Origin of the sequence: Aliarcobacter vitoriensis, from assembly GCF_048320235.1 — a bacterium.
Lineage (GTDB): Bacteria > Campylobacterota > Campylobacteria > Campylobacterales > Arcobacteraceae > Aliarcobacter > Aliarcobacter vitoriensis.
Genome location: NZ_CP182882.1, coordinates 1,428,493 through 1,451,061, shown reverse-complemented (window position 1 = coordinate 1,451,061; position 22,569 = coordinate 1,428,493). Strand labels below are relative to the sequence as shown.

20 protein-coding genes are annotated in these 22,569 nt (G+C 27.0%); 8 read left to right on the top strand and 12 right to left on the bottom strand.

The genetic code is table 11. From position 1 onward, the window contains the following. Positions 1 to 9: 9 nt before the first annotated feature. Positions 10 to 1,320: an aminotransferase class V-fold PLP-dependent enzyme gene (locus ACNSOS_RS07255; protein ID WP_418184765.1), complete on the top strand. Its 1,311-nt coding sequence runs from the start codon at positions 10 to 12 to the stop codon at positions 1,318 to 1,320. A 270-nt stretch (positions 1,321 to 1,590) separates the two neighbouring features. Next, positions 1,591 to 2,484, top strand: coding sequence for a metallophosphoesterase (locus ACNSOS_RS07250; RefSeq protein WP_418184764.1), 894 nt, complete (start codon positions 1,591 to 1,593; stop codon positions 2,482 to 2,484). A gap of 16 nt (positions 2,485 to 2,500) precedes the next feature. Here ACNSOS_RS07250 and ACNSOS_RS07245 read toward each other — a convergent pair whose 3' ends face one another. Genes ACNSOS_RS07245 through ACNSOS_RS07230 form a run of 4 tightly spaced genes read right to left on the bottom strand, consistent with a single transcriptional unit; the run spans position 2,501 to position 9,270 of the window. Then, a complete protein-coding gene (locus ACNSOS_RS07245; RefSeq protein ID WP_418184763.1) occupies positions 2,501 to 3,685 on the bottom strand; it encodes an MFS transporter in 1,185 nt (394 codons plus the stop codon). Beyond that, complete coding sequence (locus tag ACNSOS_RS07240) at positions 3,672 to 5,444, bottom strand: ABC transporter ATP-binding protein (protein ID WP_418184762.1); 1,773 nt, start codon at positions 5,442 to 5,444, stop codon at positions 3,672 to 3,674. Before ACNSOS_RS07240 ends, ACNSOS_RS07245 begins: the two co-directional genes overlap by 14 nt. Next, positions 5,441 to 7,213 (bottom strand): ABC transporter ATP-binding protein, encoded by a 1,773-nt coding sequence (locus tag ACNSOS_RS07235; protein WP_418184761.1) that lies wholly within the window; start codon positions 7,211 to 7,213, stop codon positions 5,441 to 5,443. The genes ACNSOS_RS07240 and ACNSOS_RS07235 overlap by 4 nt, the downstream gene beginning before the upstream one ends. An 11-nt stretch (positions 7,214 to 7,224) precedes the next feature. Beyond that, positions 7,225 to 9,270: a TonB-dependent receptor gene (locus tag ACNSOS_RS07230; RefSeq protein WP_418184760.1), complete on the bottom strand. Its 2,046-nt coding sequence runs from the start codon at positions 9,268 to 9,270 to the stop codon at positions 7,225 to 7,227. Positions 9,271 to 9,452: 182 nt separating this feature from the next. On the opposite strand from ACNSOS_RS07230, the gene ACNSOS_RS07225 reads away from it, so the two are divergent. From ACNSOS_RS07225 to ACNSOS_RS07215, 3 genes are read left to right on the top strand one after another with little or no spacing between them, the layout of a single operon-like run. After that, a complete protein-coding gene (locus tag ACNSOS_RS07225; RefSeq protein WP_418184759.1) occupies positions 9,453 to 9,818 on the top strand; it encodes a type II toxin-antitoxin system RelE/ParE family toxin in 366 nt (121 codons plus the stop codon). Further along, entirely contained in the window at positions 9,808 to 10,089 is a 282-nt protein-coding gene (locus tag ACNSOS_RS07220; protein ID WP_418184758.1) for an XRE family transcriptional regulator, read from the top strand. The genes ACNSOS_RS07225 and ACNSOS_RS07220 overlap by 11 nt, the downstream gene beginning before the upstream one ends. A gap of 15 nt (positions 10,090 to 10,104) precedes the next feature. Continuing rightward, positions 10,105 to 11,052 carry a helix-turn-helix transcriptional regulator gene (locus ACNSOS_RS07215; RefSeq protein WP_418184757.1) on the top strand — a complete coding sequence of 316 codons (948 nt, stop codon included), beginning with the start codon at positions 10,105 to 10,107 and terminating at the stop codon, positions 11,050 to 11,052. Here ACNSOS_RS07215 and ACNSOS_RS07210 read toward each other — a convergent pair. From ACNSOS_RS07210 to cysT, 8 genes are all read right to left on the bottom strand, one after another. Beyond that, entirely contained in the window at positions 11,049 to 11,618 is a 570-nt protein-coding gene (locus ACNSOS_RS07210; RefSeq protein ID WP_418184756.1) for an SCO family protein, read from the bottom strand. The genes ACNSOS_RS07215 and ACNSOS_RS07210 overlap by 4 nt on opposite strands. Further along, the gene (locus tag ACNSOS_RS07205) at positions 11,618 to 12,106 is read right to left on the bottom strand and encodes a hypothetical protein (RefSeq protein WP_418184755.1); all 489 of its coding nucleotides are present in this window, start codon (positions 12,104 to 12,106) and stop codon (positions 11,618 to 11,620) included. The genes ACNSOS_RS07210 and ACNSOS_RS07205 overlap by 1 nt, the downstream gene beginning before the upstream one ends. A gap of 7 nt (positions 12,107 to 12,113) precedes the next feature. Next, positions 12,114 to 12,548: a copper chaperone PCu(A)C gene (locus ACNSOS_RS07200; protein ID WP_418184754.1), complete on the bottom strand. Its 435-nt coding sequence runs from the start codon at positions 12,546 to 12,548 to the stop codon at positions 12,114 to 12,116. Positions 12,549 to 12,602: 54 nt separating this feature from the next. Then, positions 12,603 to 13,043, bottom strand: a complete 441-nt coding sequence (locus tag ACNSOS_RS07195; RefSeq protein ID WP_113895226.1) for a hemerythrin family protein — start codon at positions 13,041 to 13,043, stop codon at positions 12,603 to 12,605. Between the two features lie 74 nt (positions 13,044 to 13,117). Beyond that, positions 13,118 to 15,379 carry a methyl-accepting chemotaxis protein gene (locus ACNSOS_RS07190; RefSeq protein ID WP_418184753.1) on the bottom strand — a complete coding sequence of 754 codons (2,262 nt, stop codon included), beginning with the start codon at positions 15,377 to 15,379 and terminating at the stop codon, positions 13,118 to 13,120. A gap of 99 nt (positions 15,380 to 15,478) precedes the next feature. After that, complete coding sequence (locus ACNSOS_RS07185) at positions 15,479 to 16,504, bottom strand: sulfate/molybdate ABC transporter ATP-binding protein (protein ID WP_418184752.1); 1,026 nt, start codon at positions 16,502 to 16,504, stop codon at positions 15,479 to 15,481. Between the two features lie 6 nt (positions 16,505 to 16,510). Continuing rightward, a complete protein-coding gene (cysW, locus tag ACNSOS_RS07180; protein ID WP_113895229.1) occupies positions 16,511 to 17,371 on the bottom strand; it encodes a sulfate ABC transporter permease subunit CysW in 861 nt (286 codons plus the stop codon). Beyond that, entirely contained in the window at positions 17,368 to 18,222 is an 855-nt protein-coding gene (gene cysT / locus ACNSOS_RS07175) for a sulfate ABC transporter permease subunit CysT (RefSeq protein WP_418184751.1), read from the bottom strand. Before cysT ends, cysW begins: the two co-directional genes overlap by 4 nt. 189 nt (positions 18,223 to 18,411) lie before the next feature. Between cysT and ACNSOS_RS07170 the strand changes: the two genes are divergently transcribed. The 3 genes from ACNSOS_RS07170 to ACNSOS_RS07160 all read left to right on the top strand — a co-directional run bounded on the left by ACNSOS_RS07170 (position 18,412) and on the right by ACNSOS_RS07160 (position 22,419). Then, on the top strand, positions 18,412 to 18,885 hold the full coding sequence (locus ACNSOS_RS07170; RefSeq protein WP_418184750.1) for an RNA polymerase sigma factor: 474 nt from the start codon (positions 18,412 to 18,414) through the stop codon (positions 18,883 to 18,885). After that, positions 18,885 to 19,862 carry a FecR family protein gene (locus ACNSOS_RS07165; protein WP_418184749.1) on the top strand — a complete coding sequence of 326 codons (978 nt, stop codon included), beginning with the start codon at positions 18,885 to 18,887 and terminating at the stop codon, positions 19,860 to 19,862. Before ACNSOS_RS07170 ends, ACNSOS_RS07165 begins: the two co-directional genes overlap by 1 nt. Before the next feature lie 208 nt (positions 19,863 to 20,070). Further along, on the top strand, positions 20,071 to 22,419 hold the full coding sequence (locus ACNSOS_RS07160) for a TonB-dependent receptor (protein ID WP_418184748.1): 2,349 nt from the start codon (positions 20,071 to 20,073) through the stop codon (positions 22,417 to 22,419). Positions 22,420 to 22,569 lie beyond the last annotated feature (150 nt).

The window sequence follows — 22,569 nt, the reverse complement described above, 5'->3', positions numbered from 1 at the left end:
AGATAATTTATGCAAAAAGATATTTTTAGACCTTTTTTAAATGAAAATGTAGATAAATTGAACTTTATCAAGTACAACACAATAGGAAAAAATAAAAAAGAGTATTTTGACTATACAGCTTCTGGTTTAGCTTTTAGGCAAATAGAAAATAGAATTCACGATGTACTTGAAACTTATGCGAATACACATTCAAAAGAGGCTTCAAATGCTGATATGACAACAAACTATTATGAAGAAGCAAGAACAAATCTAAAAAAACATTTAGAACTAAGTGATGATTTTGAAGTACTTGCTAGTGGCTGTGGTTCAACTGCTGCAATAAAGCATTTTCAAGAACTTATGGGACTTTATATTCCACCTGCAACAAAAAAAAGATATGACTTTAAAGCAAATAGTAAGAAAAAGCCTTTAGTTATTGTTGGTCCTTATGAACATCACTCAAATGAAGTGTCTTTTAGAGAAGCTTTATGTAAAATCAAAAGAGTAAAACTTACATCTGATGGTTTAGTTGATATAAAACATCTAAAAAAAATATTAGAAAAAAATAAAAAAAGCGAAATTATCGCATCTTTTTGTATTGCTTCAAATGTTACAGGGATCATAACTCCTTATGAAAAAATATCTAAGATTTTAAGAAAATACAATGCAATTGTATGTTTTGATGCAGCTGCAAGTAGCCCTTATATGAATATTCCTTCACATCTTTTTGATGTTATGTTTTTATCTTCTCATAAACTTTTAGGAGGACCAGCAAGTTGTGGATTGTTGGTTATAAAAAAATCATTGATTGATACTTCTATTGCACCAACATTTAGTGGAGGAGGAACAGTTTTATATGTAAATAAACAAACACAAATTTATCAAAAAGAGATAAAAGAGAGAGAAGATGCAGGAACACCACCTATTATTCAACTCATTCGTGCAAGTTTAGCATATCAACTAAGAAATGAAGTAGGTTTTGATTTTATAAAAAAACAAAAAGACGAACTTGTAGAATATCTCTTAAATGAGTTAAAAGAAATACCAAATTGTGTTATTTATGGAAATATAGATGTTAGGAATATAGGAATTATATCTTTTAATATCAAAGGTGAAAACCCTTATACACTTTGTAATAAGATTTCAAAAGATAGTAATTTTCAAACAAGAGCTGGTTGCTCTTGTGCAGGACCTTATGGACATGATTTATTGGGATTAAAAAAACTAGATATGACAAATCGTCCAGGATGGATTAGGATTTCTATACACTTTTCACATACAAAAGAGGAGATAAAAAATTTAGTTAATAGTATAAAAAATAGTATAAATATCAATGATTAATCATCTATTTAGTAACTATTAACCAACAATCTCTATAATTTCTTTATGAGTTTTATGATTTTTTTTCTTGTTTATTTATTACTTTTCTCTTTTCAAACTTATGTTATAAAAAAGAGATTTATAAATAAACTGGATTTTAATTATAAAACTAGAAAGTATTTTAGCTTTGCATTATATTTAACATTTTTTGGTGCTTTACTGTACCCATTTGCTAGATACTTTCCCCTAGTGCCTAACTGGCTCTATTTTCTCCTTTCCTTGCCGATTGGGATGATTTTTTTAACATTTACTATTACTTTATTTCACGAAATCATCTCTTTTGGTATCAAAAAAACAAAATATACAAAAAACCGACGAGATTTCTTTAAAAAATCACTTGATATCACAACTACATCTTTAATTTTAGCAACAAACGCAAAAGCTATGGACAATGCAAGACATATAGAACTTGAAGTTGTAGATGTAAAAATCCAAAATCTTTCAAAGCCTTATACAATAATACAAATTAGTGATGTTCATATTGGTGGACTTATAACAAAAGAGTTTATAAAAGAACTTGTAAACAAAATAAATCTTTTAAATGCTGATATTGTAGTTATAACTGGTGATTTAGTAGATACAAAACTGGAATTTGCAAAACCAGCACTTGATGAATTAAAAAATATAAATTCAAAGTATGGAACATATTTTATAGTTGGAAACCACGAATATTTTCATGGTGTACAACCTATTATTGATTATGTAAACTCGTTGGGAATTAAAACTTTAGAGAATGAGAATGTTTATATTGGAGTTGAAAATCAAGGCTTCAATCTAGCTGGGGTTTACGATAGATTTGGTTTTAGATATGGTTCTTATATTCCAGATATAAATAAAGCTTTAGAAAATTGTGAAAATAGCCCAACCATTCTTTTAGCACATCAACCAAAATATTTAAAAGATTTAGAAAATACACAAAATATTGATTTAGTTCTTTGTGGACATACTCATGGTGGGCAAATTTTTCCATTTAATTTTCTAGTAAAACTGGAACAACCTTATGTAAAAGGACTTCATCAGCACAATGAGTTTACACAAGTTTATGTAAATAAAGGTACAGGATTTTGGGGACCACCTATGCGACTTGGTGCTAGTAGTGAGATAACTATTTTAAGATTATCATAAAATAGTTATCAAAAAATCAAACTTCTTTTCTTTTATAAAAAAGTGTAATAAATACTAAAACTAAAAAAGCAATTCCTGAAAAAATAAAAGGTAATATTAAATCTATCTCATAAAGAACAGTGCTTAATAAAGGTGCGATGATAACAGCAAATCCATTCATAGAGGAAACAGTTCCAGATGCAATTCCTTGTTCATTTGCTTCAACACTATTTGCCGTTATTGTCATATAAGCAGGTATTAGCATACCAAATCCAACAGTAGTTATTAAATAAGCTATTGTTAATTGTATTGGTGAAGATATAAAAGTTATTAAAAAATAACCAAGCATTGCCAAAATAGAACCTAAAATTAGCCAATTTATAGGTTTTACAGACTTTATCTTTGAAACAGCAATTTGAGTTAAAATATAAGCAATTCCAACAATAGTCATAATATAACCTATAATTTTTGCACCTTCTTCTTCAACTAAACCAAATTTATCCAATATAAAAAATCCTATACAAATTTGAGAAGTTATATTTGCAAAAGTTACTAAAAATCCAGTAAACATTACTAATCTCAATCTTTTATCAAAAAAAGATAAAGATATTTTAGCTTTTATCTCTTCTTTTGTTTGATAGATTCTTTTATCTTTTTCAAAAAAGAAAATTATTATAAAAGTTGCAATTAAAAGTAAAAAAGTTGCTACATATATAGGAACAGCCAAACCATAAACAGCCAATGCTCCAGCAAAAACTGAACCTAAAATAGTACCTATTCCATTTGAAGCACCTAAACTTGCCATATATGAAGTTCTTTTTTCAGGTTCAACTTTATCAGCTATTAAAGCACTACTAACAGGTGGAATAGCTGAATAAAACCCACCATTCAATACTCTAATAAAAGTAAATATAATCAAAGAAATAATTACTAAAGGTGGATTTATCGTCGCATAATCTATAAATATAGCTAAAAATAAATATGAGATAAAAAATCCAATCATAGCTATCAATAAAATATTTCTTCTTCCGAAAATATCACTTTTTTTACCCCAAAATCTTGATAAAAATATCCAAGCAATTCCTGTAAGTGATACTATAAGTCCTGCATGCCACTCTTCTAAATTAAGTTTTCGCACCACAGGACTTGCAATTGGTATAAAAGCAAACAGTGAAGCAAAACACAATATATTAACAATAATTAAAGGCTTAATCTCTTTCATTTAAACTCCAATTTTTTACTCTTTGTTGTGCTTTCCACATAGCAAAGTATTTGTCTTGTTTAGAAACTAACTCATCATGAGTTCCACTTTCAAGTAGACTTCCATTTTCAATAACCAAGATATGATTTGCATCTTTAATAGTTGATAATCTATGAGCGATTACAATCACAGTTTTATCAATTATTAGTTTTTCAATAGCTTTTTGAACTGCAACTTCACTTTGTGTATCAAGTGCTGCTGTTGGTTCATCTAGTATTACTATTGGAGTATTTTTTAGTATAGCACGTGCAATACTTATTCTTTGTCGCTCCCCTCCACTTAAACTTCCACCAATATCTCCAATTTTTGTATCATAACCATTTGGTAAATTAGTTATAAATTCATGTGCATAAGCACTTTTTGCTGCATTTTCTACATCTTGTTTTGAAACAGATGGATTTGCCATTTTTATATTATTTAAAATCGTATCATCAAACAAATATACATCTTGAAATACAACAGATATATTTTTCATCAAATCTTCATATTTCATATTTTTTATATTTACTCCACCAATTTTGATAGTTCCTTTTTGAATATCTGAATATCTCATAATAAGTTTTGTAAGTGTAGTTTTTCCACAACCAGAATCTCCAACTATTGCCGTCATAGTTTTATTTGGTAGATAAAAACTTATATTATTGATAGCTTTTTTTTCTTGATTTATATATGTAAATTCTACATCTTTAAACTCTATATCAAAACTTTTTGGTGTTTGTATTGGTTCATAAGTTTTAATTTCTTCTATATCTAACAGCTCTTTGATTCTTTTATAAGCTGTTTGTATAAAATCAAACATTCCAATAAGTCCTAATGTTGTGGATAAAGGTTCTGTTAATCTTGAAAATACAACTATACAAGCTCCCAAAGTTATAAGTACCAAACCATCATTTGCTACAAAATATACTCCAAAAAATAGTAAAGATAAAAGTGTAAGTTCTACTATGATTCCCATAAGTGAAGCTGGAAGTTTTGCTTTATAAACTGATTGTTCTTGTACTTCTTTTACATATTTTATAGATGTTTGTAAATTTTTTGCATTTATTCCTACTTGATTTATAGCTTTTAGTATTGGTAAACCTTGAATATACTCTATAAAACTAGATTCAAGTTTAGCATTTGCATTAAAATACTCTTTTAATTCATTGTTTGAAACTCTTTTTTTCCAAGAGTTTAAAGGTATCATTAAAGGAAACATAACAAGCATAATCAAAGCTAGTCTATAATCTACAAAAAAAGTAACTGATATAATCATAAAAGGAACTATAAGTATTTGTAAAATCAAAGAACTAGCAAGTCCAATAAGCAAAACAGACTCATCAATATTACTAGAAAATGTTGAGTTTAATTCCCCAGTTTTGTAAGAGAAAAGTTTTTCTAAAGGCATTGTTCTTAACTTTGCTCCCAACTTTTCTCTTAGTTTATGTGTAATATCAATCATAACTCCATCATAATCAAAATCTTGAGCTTTCCACCTTGAAAAAATAGCTATAAAACTAAACAACACCATCAAAGAAAAATATAACCAAACTTCATTTATCATAAAATTTTCACTAAATAATGCTTTTAAAAATGGATAGAACATAGCAAATGCTAAACCTTGGAATATATAAGAAATAGTATGTAAAACTAAACTTTTTTTAAAACTACTTGCATAATCTCCTGCAAAAATCAAAGTCATTTTATAAACTTCATACATTGATGAAAATATCTTTTTCATTTTACATCTCCTTTTATATGCAAATCCCAATTTTGCGAATCTTTATAGTTATTCCAAAGTTTGCTATAAACTCCAAAACTCTTTAAAAGTTCATCATGTTTTCCTATTTCACTTATCTTTCCACTATCAAAAACTACTATTTGTTCTACATCTTTGATAGTTGTTAGTCTATGAGCTATTACAATCACAGTTTTATTTTTCATAAGATTTGATAAAGCTTTTACAATTTCTTCTTCATTTTCAGGATCTGCAAAAGCTGTTGCTTCATCAAGAACTACTATTGGAGTATCTCGTAAAATTGCTCTTGCAATAGTAATTCTTTGTTTTTGTCCACCTGATAAATTTGCTCCTCTATCACCAGCAAAAGTTTCGTAACCTTTGGGTAAAGTTTCTATAAAATCATGAATTTGTGCTGTTTTACAAGCATTTATAATATCTTCTTTTGAAGCATTTGGATTTGCCATTTTTATATTATTTAAAATAGTATCGTTAAATAAAAAAGTGTCTTGGAATACAAAAGAGACTGTATTCATCAAAGTTTCATTACTTATATCTTTTATATCAACCCCACCAATTTTTATAGCCCCAGAAGTTACATCCCAAAATCTAGGAATTAGTTTTGCAACTGTACTTTTTCCTGCTCCACTAAATCCGACAAGTGCTGTTGTACTATTTTCTTTTACTTCAAAACTTATATTTTTTAGTGCATAATCATCTCTATTTTCATATTTAAAAGATACATTTTCAAAAGTAATATTGAAGTTTTTAATTTTTTTATCATCTTCTTTATAATTTAAAATTGGAAGCTCTAAAATCTCTTGTATTCTAAATGCTGAAGCACTAGATTTTTTTACAAAGTTACTAACCCACATCAAAGGAAGTAAAGCATCAACTAAGCCTGTACTTATAAGTAAAGTTGCTAAAAAAGTAGCAAACTCTAAAGTTCCATTAAGTATAAAATATATTCCTACAAGACAAATAGCAAGTATTGTAGGAATAGGGCTAAAAATAATCATAGAAATTTTACTTGATATTTTTGTAGAACTAAACCACTCTTTTAAGTGAATTCTATACTCATCCAAAGAGTTATTGTATCTTTTAAATGAAGTTGTACCATCATCAAAAGTTCTTACAACCATCATAGCTTGGACAAACTCTATAACTGATTTATTTATATCTGATTGGTTTTTTTCATACTTTACTCTATTTTCATTTGTATTTTTCATAGCAAAACTCATCAATAAAATACCAACAACTAAAACAAAAATAGCAACTATTGCAAATCTATAATCTATGATTATTAAAGCAAGAAGTGAAGCTATTGGAGTTGCTATACTTCGCCCAATCATAGGGATACTATCTGCAACAAAAGCGTGAAGATTTTTTACATCATCAAGTAAAACTTTTTTTAAAGCACCAGTTCCAGTAGTTATGATATATCCTAAATGAACTTTTGCTAAATGAGTTGTAAGTTGTATTCTAAGTATTGCTTCAAGTTTAAAAGCTCCCAAATGAGAAACTGTAAAAGAGTAATATCTTGAAAAAAAAGAGAAAAAGATTACAAAAACTAAAGTGATAAATGCTTCATTAAAAGAAAATTTTAAACTAAATATTTCAAACTCTCCACCAAGACTTAAAGATAGTACAAAAGCTATTAAAACATAGGATATTACGGAAGTAACTCCACCTAAAATAGATAATCCAATAGAAAACTTAACATAATTATTTATGGGCTTTATAATAGCCCATAAACCTTTTTTTTTATTCATAAAATAATTCCTTAAAATTTATAGATTGCACCAATACCAAATCTTCTTGGTTCATTTAGTCTTACCCAATAATCTGAAGAACTTGATGATAAATAGGTTGTAACATAATCTTCATTTGTTAAATTCTTAGCAAAAGCATAAATATCAAAATCTCCTACTTTATAACCAACTTTAGCATTTGTAATTATTGCACCATCAGCTTCAAGCATAGAACCATTTCCTTCTCCATCAAAAAAACTATTTTTTCCTATAGCATTTAAATCAACTTTTCCATATATTCCAGTATCAGCTAAATATGAGATTCCTAAATTTGCAGTATATTTTGGAGTATTTTCTATTTTTTCTCCATCAAATTTTCTATTGCCATTATCGTAATTATCATATTTTGCTTGAATTAATCCAACAGCTCCAGATATACTTAAATTATCAGTTATAAAATATGTTCCATCTATTTCTATACCTTGAGAATGAGCTTTTTTTGCATTAGAAGTTACTGGTTCTATTGGACTCACATATTTAAAAACATGAATATCCTCTATTTCCATTCTAAATATTGTGGCATTTAAAGCAAAACTATTTCCTATATATTTTGCTCCAACTTCATAGTTTGTAGATTTTTGTGGTTCAAACATATTTTCTGTTGTTCCACCAAAAGTTGCACCAGTATTAAATCCTCCTGGCATATAACCTTTTGAAAATGAAATATAAGTTGATAAATTATCATTTATTTTATATGTAAGTGCAGCTTTCGGTAAAAAAGCATTCCAAGTTTTTTCATCTTTATATGGGTGATCTAATAATTGCCCTAATATAGGCATAAACATACCTGCTCTTGAATCAATTTCTTTTTTAATTTTTTGATATCTTCCACCTAAAGTAAGTTCAAAACTATCTCCTAAAGGAATCATCGTTTGTCCAAAAGCTGCATAGGTTTTACTTGTTTGTTCAGAAGGAACTTTAAAAACCATAGCAGGAGATTCCATTCCTGTAGTAATATCTAAATCTTCTTTATCAAAATATAATCCTGTTATCCATTTTATATCTTGATTTTTACTAGATAATTTAAACTCTTGTGTTATCATTTTAGAATCTGTAGAAGTTATATAACGAACAAAGTCATTTGCAATAGCTCCGTCTTGATCATTGTAATAATCGCTTTTTTTATTAGTTGTAGTTGATTCAAATTTTACTTTTTCCCAATCATAAGCAATATTTAAAGATTGTGCTTTTACTTTCATTTCTCTTATAGAAGGTATCTCAGAATTTATATTTTTTACATCATTTCTTGAAATACTATTTAAAGATTTAGATTTATTTATAGCAATAGAGTCATCGTTATAATTCTTTTCATGATTATCTGCACCTGTTAATTTAGCTGATAAGTTCTCTGTTGGTTTCCAAAGTAAAAATCCAGCTACTTTTCTATCATTTTTTTCGTTTATATCTTCTTTTACACCTTGATAACGATTTTTCATCCATCCATCAGTATGATAATATGAACCATTTATTCCAGCGAATAGTTTATTATCCATTATCGCTCCACTTGTATTTAGTTTTGTATTAAAAGTATTGTCATTTCCATACTCTGCTTGGATATTTCCTTTCCATTGATTTGTAGGAGTTTTTGTTTTTATATTTACAACTCCACCTATTGCATCTTTCCCATAAATTGTACCTTGAGGTCCTCTTAAAACTTCTATTTGTTCAACATTTGCTAAAGATGGATTATAGTCATAATTTGTAGAATAAGGAATTCCATCAAGATAGATTACAACAGGATTATTACTTGTGAATGCAGAAAAATTTAATCCTCTAAATGAAGAAAAACCAATGTTATTAATATTCATATTAGGTACTTCTTTGATTACATCAGAAATATTTTTAATACTTTTTTGTTCAATATCTTCTTCAGTTATTACAGAGATACTTTGAGGAACATCTTTTATATTTTCCTCCATTTTATTTGCTGATACTGTTATCTCATCTAATTTTGTAGTTTCATTTGCATATAGCAGTGAACTTACAAATAATGATGCAAGTATTAACTTTCTTTCCATTTTTATTCCTTTTAGTATTTTTTTAATTATTTTGAATTATAATGATAAGTATTTTTGTTTTCAAGTGTAGTCTTCCTAAATAGGGATTAATTTTTAGGAATAAAGGAAAAAATATTAATTTAAAACTTAAAATATTGAAATAGTGTATCTTTTTTGATACAATAACAAAACTAAGGTTTTATATGCAGAAAATAATAGCAGTTAGATTTTTCAAAAGTGAACTTGGCAATGAACCAGTAAAAGATTGGTTATTATCTCTTGATAAAGAGGATAGGAAAATTGTTGGTTCTGATATTCAAACAGTTGAATTTGGTTTCCCTATTGGTATGCCTTTAGTCAAAAAAATTGATTCAAAATATAGTTTATGGGAAGTAAGAAGTAAATTATCTAGTGACAAAATAGCTAGAGTAGTTTTTACCATTTATAAAGATTGTATGATTCTTTTACATGGCTTTATTAAAAAAGACCAAAAAATGCCAGATAAAGAGAAAAATACAGCAATAGAAAGAAGAAAAAAACTTGATTTAGGAGAATGTGATGAAAAATAAATATGTAGGTAGTGATTTCACTGAATTTCTAAAAGAAGACAATATTTATGAAGAAACAAACGATATAGCAATAAAAAGAGTTATAGCTTATCAGTTAGAACAAGAGATGAAAGCTCAAAATATTACAAAAACAAAAATGGCGGAACTTATGAATACAAGTCGTGCAGTTGTCAATAGACTTCTGAATCCAGATAATAGTTCATTGACACTTAGTACTCTTGAAAGTGCGACAACAGCCCTTGGCAAAAGATTAAGTATCTCTATCTTATAAATTAAAAAGAATACAATGTCTTATCGTATAAATAACATTTATGAACTTTTAAATATAAAACCAAATAGTGGATATTCTATAATTTTTCCAAACAATAATGGATTGATGGCAACAAATAAATCTATTATTTCAGATGATATACTTTTTTTTAAAACCCAATCTTCAATAAATCAAAATGTAATTGTACAATCGAATGAAAAAATAAATGGCTTATTTATAGGAATGCTTTTAGATGGAAAAATATCTTATAAAGATAATTTCTTATGTAAACATGAAACTTTTAAAAAAAATTCTATAAAAATAACATATATAAATGAATTTGATATCACAACAAATTTAGATAATAGTTCATTTGGTATAGGATTATATATCAATAATAAATTTATAGAAAATAACTTCTCTAAACTTCTTGATATTCACTCAAAAGATTTTTCTTCACTTCCTAGTGTAACTTTGAAAAATCAGATTTCAAAAAATATTCCCTTAGCAACAGAACTTTACAACTGCCCTTTTACAGGTGATCTACAAAATATCTATCTACAAAGTAAAGTTTTGGAACTAATCTATCATGAATTTTTAGATATTTTAAATCCAAATGAACAAAATCATCAAAAAAAAGTAAAACTAACAAATGACGATATAGAAAGATTGCATTTTGCAAAAGATATTATTATAAATGAAAAATCTTTCCCAGATTTGATGACTTTATCAAAAAGATGTGCAATAAATGAATTCAAATTAAAATATGGTTTCAAAGAGCTATTTAATACAACTATTTATCAATTGGTTTTAGAACAAAAGATGACTTATGCAAAATATTTACTTGAAACTAGTGAGTTTTCTATTGCTGAAATATCAAATTTTGTTGGCTATGCACATCAACAAAGTTTTACAAATGCTTTTGTTAAATTTTTTGGATTTCCACCAAAAGATATTATGGTAAAAAGAAAGTATTATTTTTAAAGTAAATTTTCTAAAACTTTTTTTATTTTGTTTGGATTAGAAAAATGGTTTATTTTTTCTACAAATTTCCCATCTTTATCAAAAATATAAATATAAGAAGTATGTGCTACAGAGTATTCTATAGCTGAATTCTCTAAAGTAACCATTTCATAATAAGAGTCATATCTTTTCACAATATCATCAATATTCTCTTTTGATGAACTTGCTCCAATAAAACTTTTATGAAAATATTTTGCATACTCTTTTAAGTTAGAAAGAGTATCTCTTTTTGGATCAACACTAATAAAAAGCCCTACAAAATTATCAACTTGTTTACTATCAAAACTATTTAAAGCTTGAGATAAAGAGCTCAATGAAGTAGGACAAACATCAGGACAAAATGTGTATCCAAAATATATAGCTAAAACTTTTCCTTTCAAATCATCTTTTGATATTTTTCCATCTGCTGTATCAAGTGTAAAATCATATTTATTTACATCTTTATACTCTTCTACAAAAGGTTTTAAAAGTAGTATTAAACCAATAGATATTAAAAAAACTACTACTATTTTAAAAATATTTTTCATTACATATCCGTTTCAAATTGAAATCTTGCACCAATATCTTGTGTTGTTTGTACTACTTTTATATCTGCATTCCATTGCATCTTACCAACTGGACAAGTAGGAAGAGTTCCTATTGCTTCATAATTACCATTTCCCAAGTTTTTGATTGGTAAATTAAATTCTCCCATAAACATATTTGTTGCATAGATATTTAAAGTTAAATTTTCTAAATTATCTTTATTACTTTTTATAGAAAAAGTTAAAGGTTCCATCAAAGGTATATTTTTTGGTTCAATACTCAATACAAACTTTGTTCCATCTTGAATTGTTATTTCACAAGAACTTTTATGTAAATCACACCCTTTATCTTGAACAACATAGTTTACATCACCTTTAAATGATTGATAAACTAAATTGAAATCTATAAAAAAATATCCAATCACAATAGTAAAAATAGCCACTAAAGGTAATATTATAGTTGTTAGAGTGCTTTTATTTTCTTTATTCATAACTATTTTAGTGTTTCATTCCATGCATTACATTTTTAACTTCAGCTGTAACTTTTTGTGTTTCACCATTTGAGAATTCCAAAGTTAAATCTACTTTTTCACCATTTTTTAAAGATTTATTCAAATCTATAAACATAATATGAAATCCAGATGGTTGTAAAACAGTATTACTATTTGCCAAAATATCAATTTTTTCAACTTCATACATTGACATAACACCATTTTTCATATCATGAGTATGTAATTCTACAAATTTAGCAACATCAGAATTAGCTTTTATTAAAGATATGTTTTTATCTGTTTTATTTTCCAAAGTCATAAAAGACGCCGTATTTTTCATATTTGGTGGAGTTGCTCTTACATAAGGCTCTTTTACTTCAATACTCGAAGCACTCAATATTGCAAAATTTCCCAATAAAAATAGAAATAATATCTTCTTCATAAATTTTCCTTTTTATTGGAATTATAAACAATAAGTGTTAATTTAATGTTAATTTCACATCATACCACAAGGGCTCATACCAGTTTTAAAAAATCTTGCAGTTACAGTATCCATAGAACGAATATGATTTATCAACCAATTTATAACATCAAATTCTATATAATTTTTTAATTCTTCAATATTTTTACTATGTTCAAAACTATCCCAAACTGCTCTAATTTCAGCTAGATTATTATCGTGTTCACCTTTGTGAAATGGATAAGCAAAAAAGCCTCTTTTTACCATCTCTTCTTCTTCCGTTGCAAAGTGGTTTACAGTATGATTTACCCAATCTTTATATTTTGATTTTAATTTCTCAAAATTTTCATCAGAAGCTTCTTTTTCAAAATCTTCAATATTAATAAAAAGTTCATTCAATAAATCAACATCTTCAAAATGTGTTTCATTCATAAAATCCATATCAACCAATGGTAGATTATCTTTATTAAGTAGCATTTTCTCTCCTAATCTTTTAAGAGATTTTATTTGATTTTTTTTTAAATTGAATTGATTAAAATCAACTCAATCTATCATAAATCTATATTTCTTGCTTTTATACTATCTTTTCCTTCAAAAATCTTACTATCTGCATCTTGAACTACAAGTTTTGCTATTTCATCTGTAACTTTTGCAATATCATTTGTTTGTGAAGCTACATTTGCATTTTCTTGTGTTTGTTTATCCAAATTATTTACAACATCATTTATTTGCTCTATTCCTAAAAGTTGCTCTTTAGAAGAATTTTGAATATCACCAATTAAATTCATAGTTTGATTAACATTTTCATTTAACTCTTTATAACCTTCAATCATAGTTGTAGCTATTTGCTTTCCTTGATTTGCTTTTGATGTTGCTTTTTCAACTAACTCTTTTATCTCTTTAGCTGCTTCTGCACTTCTTGATGCTAGGTTTCTTACTTCTTGTGCTACAACTGCAAATCCTTTTCCTGCTTCTCCTGCAGTTGCTGCTTCTACTGCTGCATTTAAAGATAAAATATTCGTTTGAAATGCTATATTATCTATTACGCTTATAGCCTCATTTATGTTTAATACTTGAGAATTTATCTCTTCCATAGCTGTTGTTGTTTGATTTGCTAGTTCTTCGCCCTCTTTTACAGATTTTGTAACATTATTTGATAACATTGTCATTTTTGTAATATTTTCTGAAGTGCTTCTAACTGTTGATGTAATCTCTTCTATTGCTGCTGCTGTTTCTTCTAAACTTGCAGCTGCTAAGTTAGAAGAGCTATTTAACTTATTTACATTTTCAAGTAAAATGTTTGAGCTATTTTCTAAAGTTAATCCATTTGTTTTATTTCTTACTAACATTCTAGTAATTGATGCTCCCAATTCATTTACACCTGTTGCCAATCTTAGTAAATGCTCTTTTACCTCTTTAGTAGGAACTTTATTTAAATAATTATAGTGTGTATATTGTTCTAACACAACAAGAACATCTTCAATATTATTTTCTAAATTATTTGCCATATTGTTAAGTACATTTTTTAATTGCATTAAAGCTGGATTTGATACTTCAATATTCAATCTTTGGCATAAATCTCCATGCTCAAATTCACTTAAAACACTAATCGTTTCTTGGATTAATCTTCTATCTTCTTCTATTCCAATTCGTGTTTTCTCAATATTTTGATTTAGTATTTTTGCCATTCGACCAAATTCATCTTTTGTATCAATATTTACAAAATTTACTTCTTCTTTTTCTCTATTTAAGTAGGCAAAAAATTCATTTAAATCTTCATTTATAATTAAAAGTGGTTCATTTACAGTTTTTTTGATGATCAAATAACTTATCCCTAATAAAGTAAATAAAAGTAAAATCCCACCAAAAATCGAATAAACTCTTAAAGTATCATTTAATTCAAGTAATTCATCAAAATTTGCACTTGTTACAATAATCATATTCCATTCATCAAAAGCTGTAAATGCAGATAATTTTTTAGTTTCTACACCATTTTGCATAAAATCATAAATCTCTGTTCCATTCTTTTGTTTAATCATATTTTTTAAAAGAGTTTGAAGATTAATATCCAACTCTTCAATTTTCTTATCTTTTAATGTTGGATGTAAAGTTAAAATACCTTCATTAGAGTCTAAAATAAATAAATATCCACTATCTCCAAATTTAATTTTCTCTAATTTACTCTGTAAAATATCATAAAGCCTATCGAAATTATATGCAACAAATAAAATTCCTATAACTTCATTATTTTTAATTATTGGTTCATAAACTGTCATATAATTCTTACCGAACAATTTTACAGTTCCAATATATTTCTCTTTATTTGTAATTTTTTCAAAAGCTGGACTATCTTTAGTTAAAAAAGTCCCTATTGCTCTTGTTCCATCTTCTTTATGAAGTGAAGTAGCAACTCTATAAAAATCATTATCTTGTTTCACAAATAGTGTTGCAACAGCACCTGTTATTTTTGTAAATTCATCTATTAATTCATTGTTATTATTTAAAATTACTTCATTTGATTTTAAAAATGAAGTTTGTACACCATTTATCTCAATTTTTCTATCATTATCAATTTCTATATTACCAATATGTGATTTTAAAACACTTAACACCGTAATTGCAGATTCTTTTATAGATTCATTTAAAACTTCAAAAGTTGCCTTTATATCAGTAGCTCTATGTTCAAAATTCTCTTTTACATCTAAAATTATAAAATTTTTCACAACTATATTGATACTAAATACTGCAAATATTAAAATAATTGCCACAGATAAACTTTGAAAAAAGGATACCTTTTTTATAACAGAATTCATAAACTTCCCCTAAACAGTAAAATTTTTGGCTAATGTTACCATAAATAGTTATAATTCTAATAAATCTATCTTATACTTATAAATGTATATAAATCTCTTTTAAATTCCTGCTCCAGCTTCAAAACTTCTAAGTTTTCTTGCTCTAACTCCTATAATATCGCCAATTTTTAAATTTTTATCATTAAATTCATAATGCGATAGTTCTACTAAAACAACTCTTTTTTCATCATTTATATGTGTTAATTCAACTTTTACAAAAGAACCAGCTAATTGAATATATTTTACTCTAGCTTTTAATATTGACTCATTATCATCAAATGAAACTATCTCTAATTCATGTGGACGAATAAGATATTTATCTTCACTTCCATCATCTTTTCTTTCATGAAATAAGTTTACATTTCCCAAGAAATTTATTACAAATTCATTTTTAGGATTATGAAAAACTTCTTGTGGTGTTCCTATTTGTTCTATTTTTCCTTTTGAAATCACAACTATTCTATTTGCAACTTCTAGTGCTTCTTCTTGGTCATGAGTTACTAAAATCGTTGTTATTCCTAACTCTTCTTGAAGTTCTTTTAACCATCTTCTTAAATCTGTTCTTACTTTTGCATCTAAAGCTCCAAATGGTTCATCCAAAAGTAAAACTTTTGGTTCAACTGCTAAAGCTCTAGCAAGGGCTACTCTTTGTCGCTGACCACCAGATAGTTGCCAAGGGAATCTTGAAGCAAAACCATCAAGTTGAATAAGTTTTAAAAGTTTTGTAACTTTTTCTTCAATCTCTTTATTACTTAATCTTTGTTTTTTTGGTTTTACTCTTAAACCGAAAGCTATATTTTCAAAAACTGTCATATGTCGAAACAGTGCATAGTGTTGAAATACAAAACCAATATCTCGCTCACCTATATTTTTTGTTCCAACATCAATACCGTTAAATAATATCTCTCCACTATCAGTTTCATCAACTGTTTCAAGTCCTGCTATCATTCTTAAAAGTGTAGTTTTTCCACTACCTGATGGTCCTAAAAGGGCAAGAAGTTCACCCTCTACAATATCTAAATCAATATTTTCTAAGGCTACAAAGTTGCCAAAATGTTTTGTTAAATTTTTTACTTCTATTTTCATCTTTTCCTACTCTTCATTTTCTAATTTTTTTGCTCTTTTTTGAACTTTCCACTCTAAAATATATTTTAAAACCAAAGTAAAAAGTGCCAATATTGCCAAAAGTGTTGAAACAGCAAAAGCTGCAACAAAGTTATATTCGTTATACAAAATCTCAACTTGAAGTGGCATAGTATTTGTAACTCCTTGAATATGTCCAGAAACTACAGAAACTGCTCCAAACTCACCCATAGCTCTTGCATTACATAAAATAACACCGTAAAGCAATCCCCATTTTATGTTTGGTAAAGTAACTTTCCAAAATGTTTGAAATCCACTAGCACCTAAAAGTAATGCTGCTTGTTCTTCATCATTTCCCATCTCTTGCATTAAAGGAATTAACTCTCTTGCAACAAATGGAAAAGTTACAAATATAGTTGCAAGAACAATCCCTGGAACTGCAAAAATAATTTGTACATCATTTTCTATCAACCAAGAACCAAACCAACCTTGAGCACCAAAAAGTAAAATATATACAAATCCAGAAATTACTGGACTTACTGCAAATGGTAAATCAATCAAAGTTATTAATAAACTTTTACCAAAAAATGAATATTTTGCTATTGCCCAAGAAGCACAAACACCAAAAACTAGATTTAAAGGAACTGCAATAGCAGCAGTTATAAATGTAAGTTTTATTGCTTGTAAAACATATTCATCATTAAAGCTTAAAAAATAAGCTTCATAACCTTTTCTAAAAGCTTCTGCAAATATCGTAATCAAAGGAATAACTAGCATAATCATTAAAAAAGTAACTCCTATAAATATCAATAGATATTTAAATAAACTTGATTCGTTTTGTAAACTTTTTGAGTTATTTACTGTTTTCATATTGCCTCCATTCCTTTTCTTCTTGAACTCCATCTTTGAAGTATATTTATCACTAATAACATAACAAATGATATTAAAAGCATAACAACTGCTATTGCTGTTGCTCCAGCATAATCATATTGTTCTAATTTTGTAACAATTAAAAGTGTACTTATCTCTGTTTTCATCGGTAGATTTCCAGATATAAAAACAACCGAACCATATTCACCCAAAGCTCTAGCAAAAGATAGAGCAAATCCAGTAAGAACTGCTGGTAATATAGTAGGTAGTATCACTTTATAAAATGTTTGCCATCTTGATGCTCCTAAACTTGCACTAGCTTCTTCTTGCTCTATTTGTATCTCTTCAAGTGCTGGTTGAATAGTTCTTACAACAAAAGGCATACCTATAAAAATCAAAGCAATTGTTATTCCTATTGGAGAAAAAACTACTTTTATTCCAAGTGGTTCTAAATATTGTCCAAACCAACCTTGAGATGAATACAAAGTTGTAAGTGCAATACCAGAAACAGCTGTTGGTAAAGCAAATGGTAAATCAACTATTGCATCAAATATTCTTTTTCCAAAAAATGTATATCTAACCAAACACCAAGCAACTATTAGACCAAAAACTGTATTTACTATTGCAGCAATAAGTGATGTAAAAAAAGTCAATTTATAACTTTCTATAACTCTTGGGTGCATTGTTGTATCTATAAAAGCTTGAAATCCCATACTAAAAGCTTCTGAAAATAGTGCAATTAGTGGAATAAGCACAATAATACTTAGATAAAAAACTGTATATCCCATAGTTAGTCCAAAACCTGGAATTTGGGATTTTGGTCTTTTTAATATTCCAAAATTTAATCTCATTTTATTCCTTTTTAATTCTAATATACATCTTATTGGTGAATATTAAAAACATACAAAAAAATAGATGATTAAATTAATCACCTATTAAGTTGGTGGAATATTAGCAAATTTTATTTTTTATGTCAAGGAGTATTTCATCAGTTAATAAATGTTATCATACTGCTTCTCAAAAAAATACTAGGTAAATTTATGTTGAAATACTACGATGAACTTTTATATTTCTCGTTTAAATTATGTGGTGATAAAGAAAAAGCCAAGGATATAATACAAGAAACTTATATCAGGTATCTTGAAATAAAAGATAAATATGAAATAGAAAATGAAAGAGCATATTTATATAAAATAGTAAAAAATATTGTTGCATATGAAGCTTTAGAAAATCAAAAACTACAAACTACAATATATGAAGAGAACTTGAGTTTAATTCCAGAATATGAACAACCAGAAGAGATTTTGATACAAGAAGATCAAGAAAAAATTTTTATGCAAATTATAGAAGAACTACCACAAAGAACAAAAGAAGCTTATATTTTATATACTATTGATGGTTATTCAAGAAAAGAAATAGCATCAATGATGGATACAACATCAAATAATGTAGAAAAACTTATAAAAAGAGCCAGTTTAAAAATAGAAGAAGAATTGCAAAAGAGAGGATTTTAATGAACACAGAAATTAAAATCAAAGAAGAAGCAACATACTGGGTAATATGTGAAAAAGAAGGCTTTGATGACAATCAGAAAAAAGAGTTTCAAAATTGGCTTTTACAAGATACAAATCATCAAAAAGTTTTTAACAGAATAAAATTTATACATAATATGTCAAAATCTATCTCTAAAGAGAATCAAGAAAAACTTAGTGTTAATGCACATAAACAAATAAGTAAAGACAAGTTTTATAAAAAAATAAAATCATTTTCTACTTTAGCTGCAAGTTTACTAATACTCTGTTTCTTTGCCTTTAAAGCTTATGATGATAGCTTTAAAGTGCAATTTTCAAGAACTCACATAACAGATATAAAACCTATAAAAGAACAACTTCCAGATGGTTCAAATATTTTTATTGATGCAAAAACAAATATAAATATAGAATTTTTTGGTAATAAAAGAATAGTACATTTGATAGATGGAAGAGCTTTATTTGAAGTAGCAAAAGATGAAGATAGAGTATTTATCATAAAAAGCGATAATATCAATATAGAAGTAATTGGAACAAAATTTGAAGTTATACATAAAAAAGATTCTACAACTATAAATGTAGAAAATGGAACAGTAAAAACTTACTACTCTAAATATTTTTTTGATAAACAAAATCAAGCAATTTTAACAAAAGCACAAACAATAAGTTACTCAAATAGCATAGGAACAATAGACCAAATAGCAGATATACCAAAAGTCAAAATTGCTCCTTGGATAGAAAATAAAATAGTTTTAGATAAAACGCAATTAAAAGATGCTTTAGAAGAATTTTCAAAATATAGTGATATTTCAATTGAATTTTTATCAAAAGAAGTAGAAAATTATCTTATAACAGGAGAATTTTCATCAACTCAAATAGATATATTTTTAAAAACTATTACAAAAATATATCCAATAAAAATAGATAAAAAAGATAATGTTCTAAAAGTTTCAAGAAGATAGTATATCAATTTAGAGATATTTTACTATCTTTTTCTATTAAATCTTTAATATAAAGGTTTATATACTCCCAAAAAGTACCAAAAAACCACACTTGTAAAAGAAATTTCAAAATTTGTAAAAAATGATGTCCGTTTTTTGATATATTTTTACTCTTATATATTATAAAAGCAATTATTATAGTTGCTTTATAAAATTATTAGGAGAAAATATGACAATACTTAAAAAAAGTATATTAAGTCCAGTTGTTGCTTTGATTATTTGCTCAAATGTTTATGCAGATAATATAAGCTATTCATTAGATAAATCATCTTTAAAAGATGCTATTGAAAAAATATCTAAAAAAGCAAATATTCCATATATTGCTAATAGTTCTATTTTTGAAGGAAAAACAGCAAATGCTATCAAAGATATAAAAGGAACAAAAAACGCTTTAGATAAAGTATTAGAAAATAGTGGTTTAGAAGCTATTATGGAAGATGGAGCAATAATCATAAAACCATTATCTTCTGTAAAAGTGATTAATGGTACTTATATATTAGATGATATTTCTGTTAAAAGTGGAAAAAATGGAAGTAGTGAATCAGGGTATCTTGTAGAAGATGTAAAAACTCTAGGAGTTTGGGGAAATTTATCTCTTCAAGATACTCCATATTCTATGAGTATTATGTCATCTGATTTTATAGAAAATACAATTATAACTAATACAAATCAAATTGCGAAAACAAGTCCTGTTATGACAAATAAAGAAAATGCTTCACAAAATGTTGGAGTTTCTACAAGCATTAGGGGAATAGGTATAGCACAAGCTTTAGTAGATGGAATTCCTCTGCCTTTAGCATTTGGAATTGGGCTTAAAGAAGTAGAAAGAGTAGAAGTTATAAGTGGACTTAGTGGCTTCCTATATGGAAGTGGTAATGTTGGAGGAGTTATAAATTATGCTTTAAAATATCCTACTTTAAATCCATTTACAAAAGTATCAGTTGGAAATAATGGTGGAAAGAATTATTATACGACAGTAGATACTTCTCAAAATATCAATGACAAGTTAAGTGTTAGAGTAAATGTCGCTTATCAAGATGGAGAAACAGCGATAGAAAATTATGAAGATAAAGAAAAATTAATAGGAGTATCATTTGCTTTTAAACCAACGGATAATCTCGATTTTGGGTTATATTATTCTCATAGAGATGCTTCAACAGGAGTAAAACCAATATGGATAATTACAGGGAAAAGACCTAATGCTTCAAGTTTTGACACTAAAAAAACTTATGCTCCAGATTGGGTATATATTGATGATAAATCAGATAAAATAGAGTTAAAAGCAAACTATAATTTTAATGATAACTTAAGATTCAGAACAGCATATATATACAATGAAGCAAATAGACTAAAACCATATTTTAGCAATAATGTAAATACGAATACAAGTATTTTGACAAGAGATTTATATTATTTTCCTGAGCAAAAAACAAAAAATGATGGTGCTTATGCTTATTTAGATGGATATTTTGACACAGGCTCTATTAATCATGCTTTAACTTTTGGTGGTTCTTTTGGTAGCGAAAAGTTTTATAGTGGACCTGATTATTTTATAATGAATTCTCCAGTTAATGATATAAATTCATTTCATCAATGGAATCATGCATTTTCTAAACCAAATGAAACATTTTTGGTACGAAAACAGCTTAATTCAAATGTTGTTTTAGCAAATAATATTACATTTAATAAGCAATGGAGTGCTTTAGTTGGCGTAAACTTTGCTTCTATGAAACAAGATAGTTGGAATACATTTACAAAAGCACAAAATGGAAGTTATGATAAATCAGCTTTAACTCCAACTCTATCTCTTATTTATAAACCAATAGAAGATTTAACAACTTATATTACTTATATGGAATCACTTGAAAATGGTACAGTTGTTAATAATAAAAATGATATAAATGATGGAAAAGTTTTTGATCCAAGAGTTAGTAAACAATATGAGATTGGAGCAAAATATTCTATAAATCAAGATTTACTTTTGAGTACAGCACTATTTAGAATAGAAAGAAAAAATAGTATAACGGAATATTTTGCTAATAATGGAAATGGAAAAACACAAGTAACTAGTCAAGATGGAGAACAAATAAATGAAGGAATTGAAATATTGCTTACTGGAAAAGCAACAGATAATTTAACTTTAATGGGAGGGATTACTTATCTTAGTCCAAAAGTAGAAAAAGCTACAAATAAAGCAACAGAAGGAAAAGAATCTCAAAATGTAGCAAAATATCAAGCAAAAATGTATGCAGAGTATAGATTACCGATTGAGCCAAAAATATTTTTAAATGGTGGAGTTTATTATACTGGAACTCAATGGGTTGATAGTGCAAATACTGAAAAACTTGATGCTTATACAACAGTTGATTTTGGTGCTAGATATGAAACAAAACTTGATGGTTATGATACTACTTTTAGAATCTATGCATCAAACTTGACAAATGAAAAATATTGGGCAAATACTACAACTTTAAGTGACCCAAGAAGTGTTGCTTTTAATGTAACTTTAAAGTTTTAAAAATAAAGAGAGTTTCTCTCTCTTTATACTTTTAGGTGTGAGTTTCAAAGTATTTATTTAATTTTGAGATTAAAATTTTGATACAAAAATATACTTTCCTTTATACTTTGGAACTCATACTTAAGAGTATAAAATTACATTATGATTTGC

What these genes read in the sequence shown, in the direction of transcription:
- ACNSOS_RS07195 (WP_113895226.1), bottom strand. Translation starts at nt 13,043, where the DNA reads ATGCTACTTAATAAAGATAATCTACCATTGGTTGATATGGATTTTATG.
- ACNSOS_RS07240 (WP_418184762.1), bottom strand. Translation starts at nt 5,444, where the DNA reads ATGAAAAAGATATTTTCATCAATGTATGAAGTTTATAAAATGACTTTG.
- ACNSOS_RS07160 (WP_418184748.1), top strand. Translation starts at nt 20,071, where the DNA reads ATGACAATACTTAAAAAAAGTATATTAAGTCCAGTTGTTGCTTTGATT.
- ACNSOS_RS07230 (WP_418184760.1), bottom strand. Translation starts at nt 9,270, where the DNA reads ATGGAAAGAAAGTTAATACTTGCATCATTATTTGTAAGTTCACTGCTA.
- cysT (WP_418184751.1), bottom strand. Translation starts at nt 18,222, where the DNA reads ATGAGATTAAATTTTGGAATATTAAAAAGACCAAAATCCCAAATTCCA.
- ACNSOS_RS07170 (WP_418184750.1), top strand. Translation starts at nt 18,412, where the DNA reads ATGTTGAAATACTACGATGAACTTTTATATTTCTCGTTTAAATTATGT.
- ACNSOS_RS07205 (WP_418184755.1), bottom strand. Translation starts at nt 12,106, where the DNA reads ATGAATAAAGAAAATAAAAGCACTCTAACAACTATAATATTACCTTTA.
- ACNSOS_RS07235 (WP_418184761.1), bottom strand. Translation starts at nt 7,213, where the DNA reads ATGAATAAAAAAAAAGGTTTATGGGCTATTATAAAGCCCATAAATAAT.
- ACNSOS_RS07200 (WP_418184754.1), bottom strand. Translation starts at nt 12,548, where the DNA reads ATGAAGAAGATATTATTTCTATTTTTATTGGGAAATTTTGCAATATTG.
- ACNSOS_RS07215 (WP_418184757.1), top strand. Translation starts at nt 10,105, where the DNA reads ATGTCTTATCGTATAAATAACATTTATGAACTTTTAAATATAAAACCA.
- ACNSOS_RS07225 (WP_418184759.1), top strand. Translation starts at nt 9,453, where the DNA reads ATGCAGAAAATAATAGCAGTTAGATTTTTCAAAAGTGAACTTGGCAAT.
- ACNSOS_RS07245 (WP_418184763.1), bottom strand. Translation starts at nt 3,685, where the DNA reads ATGAAAGAGATTAAGCCTTTAATTATTGTTAATATATTGTGTTTTGCT.
- ACNSOS_RS07190 (WP_418184753.1), bottom strand. Translation starts at nt 15,379, where the DNA reads ATGAATTCTGTTATAAAAAAGGTATCCTTTTTTCAAAGTTTATCTGTG.
- ACNSOS_RS07210 (WP_418184756.1), bottom strand. Translation starts at nt 11,618, where the DNA reads ATGAAAAATATTTTTAAAATAGTAGTAGTTTTTTTAATATCTATTGGT.
- ACNSOS_RS07185 (WP_418184752.1), bottom strand. Translation starts at nt 16,504, where the DNA reads ATGAAAATAGAAGTAAAAAATTTAACAAAACATTTTGGCAACTTTGTA.
- ACNSOS_RS07220 (WP_418184758.1), top strand. Translation starts at nt 9,808, where the DNA reads ATGAAAAATAAATATGTAGGTAGTGATTTCACTGAATTTCTAAAAGAA.
- ACNSOS_RS07250 (WP_418184764.1), top strand. Translation starts at nt 1,591, where the DNA reads ATGATTTTTTTAACATTTACTATTACTTTATTTCACGAAATCATCTCT.
- ACNSOS_RS07165 (WP_418184749.1), top strand. Translation starts at nt 18,885, where the DNA reads ATGAACACAGAAATTAAAATCAAAGAAGAAGCAACATACTGGGTAATA.
- cysW (WP_113895229.1), bottom strand. Translation starts at nt 17,371, where the DNA reads ATGAAAACAGTAAATAACTCAAAAAGTTTACAAAACGAATCAAGTTTA.
- ACNSOS_RS07255 (WP_418184765.1), top strand. Translation starts at nt 10, where the DNA reads ATGCAAAAAGATATTTTTAGACCTTTTTTAAATGAAAATGTAGATAAA.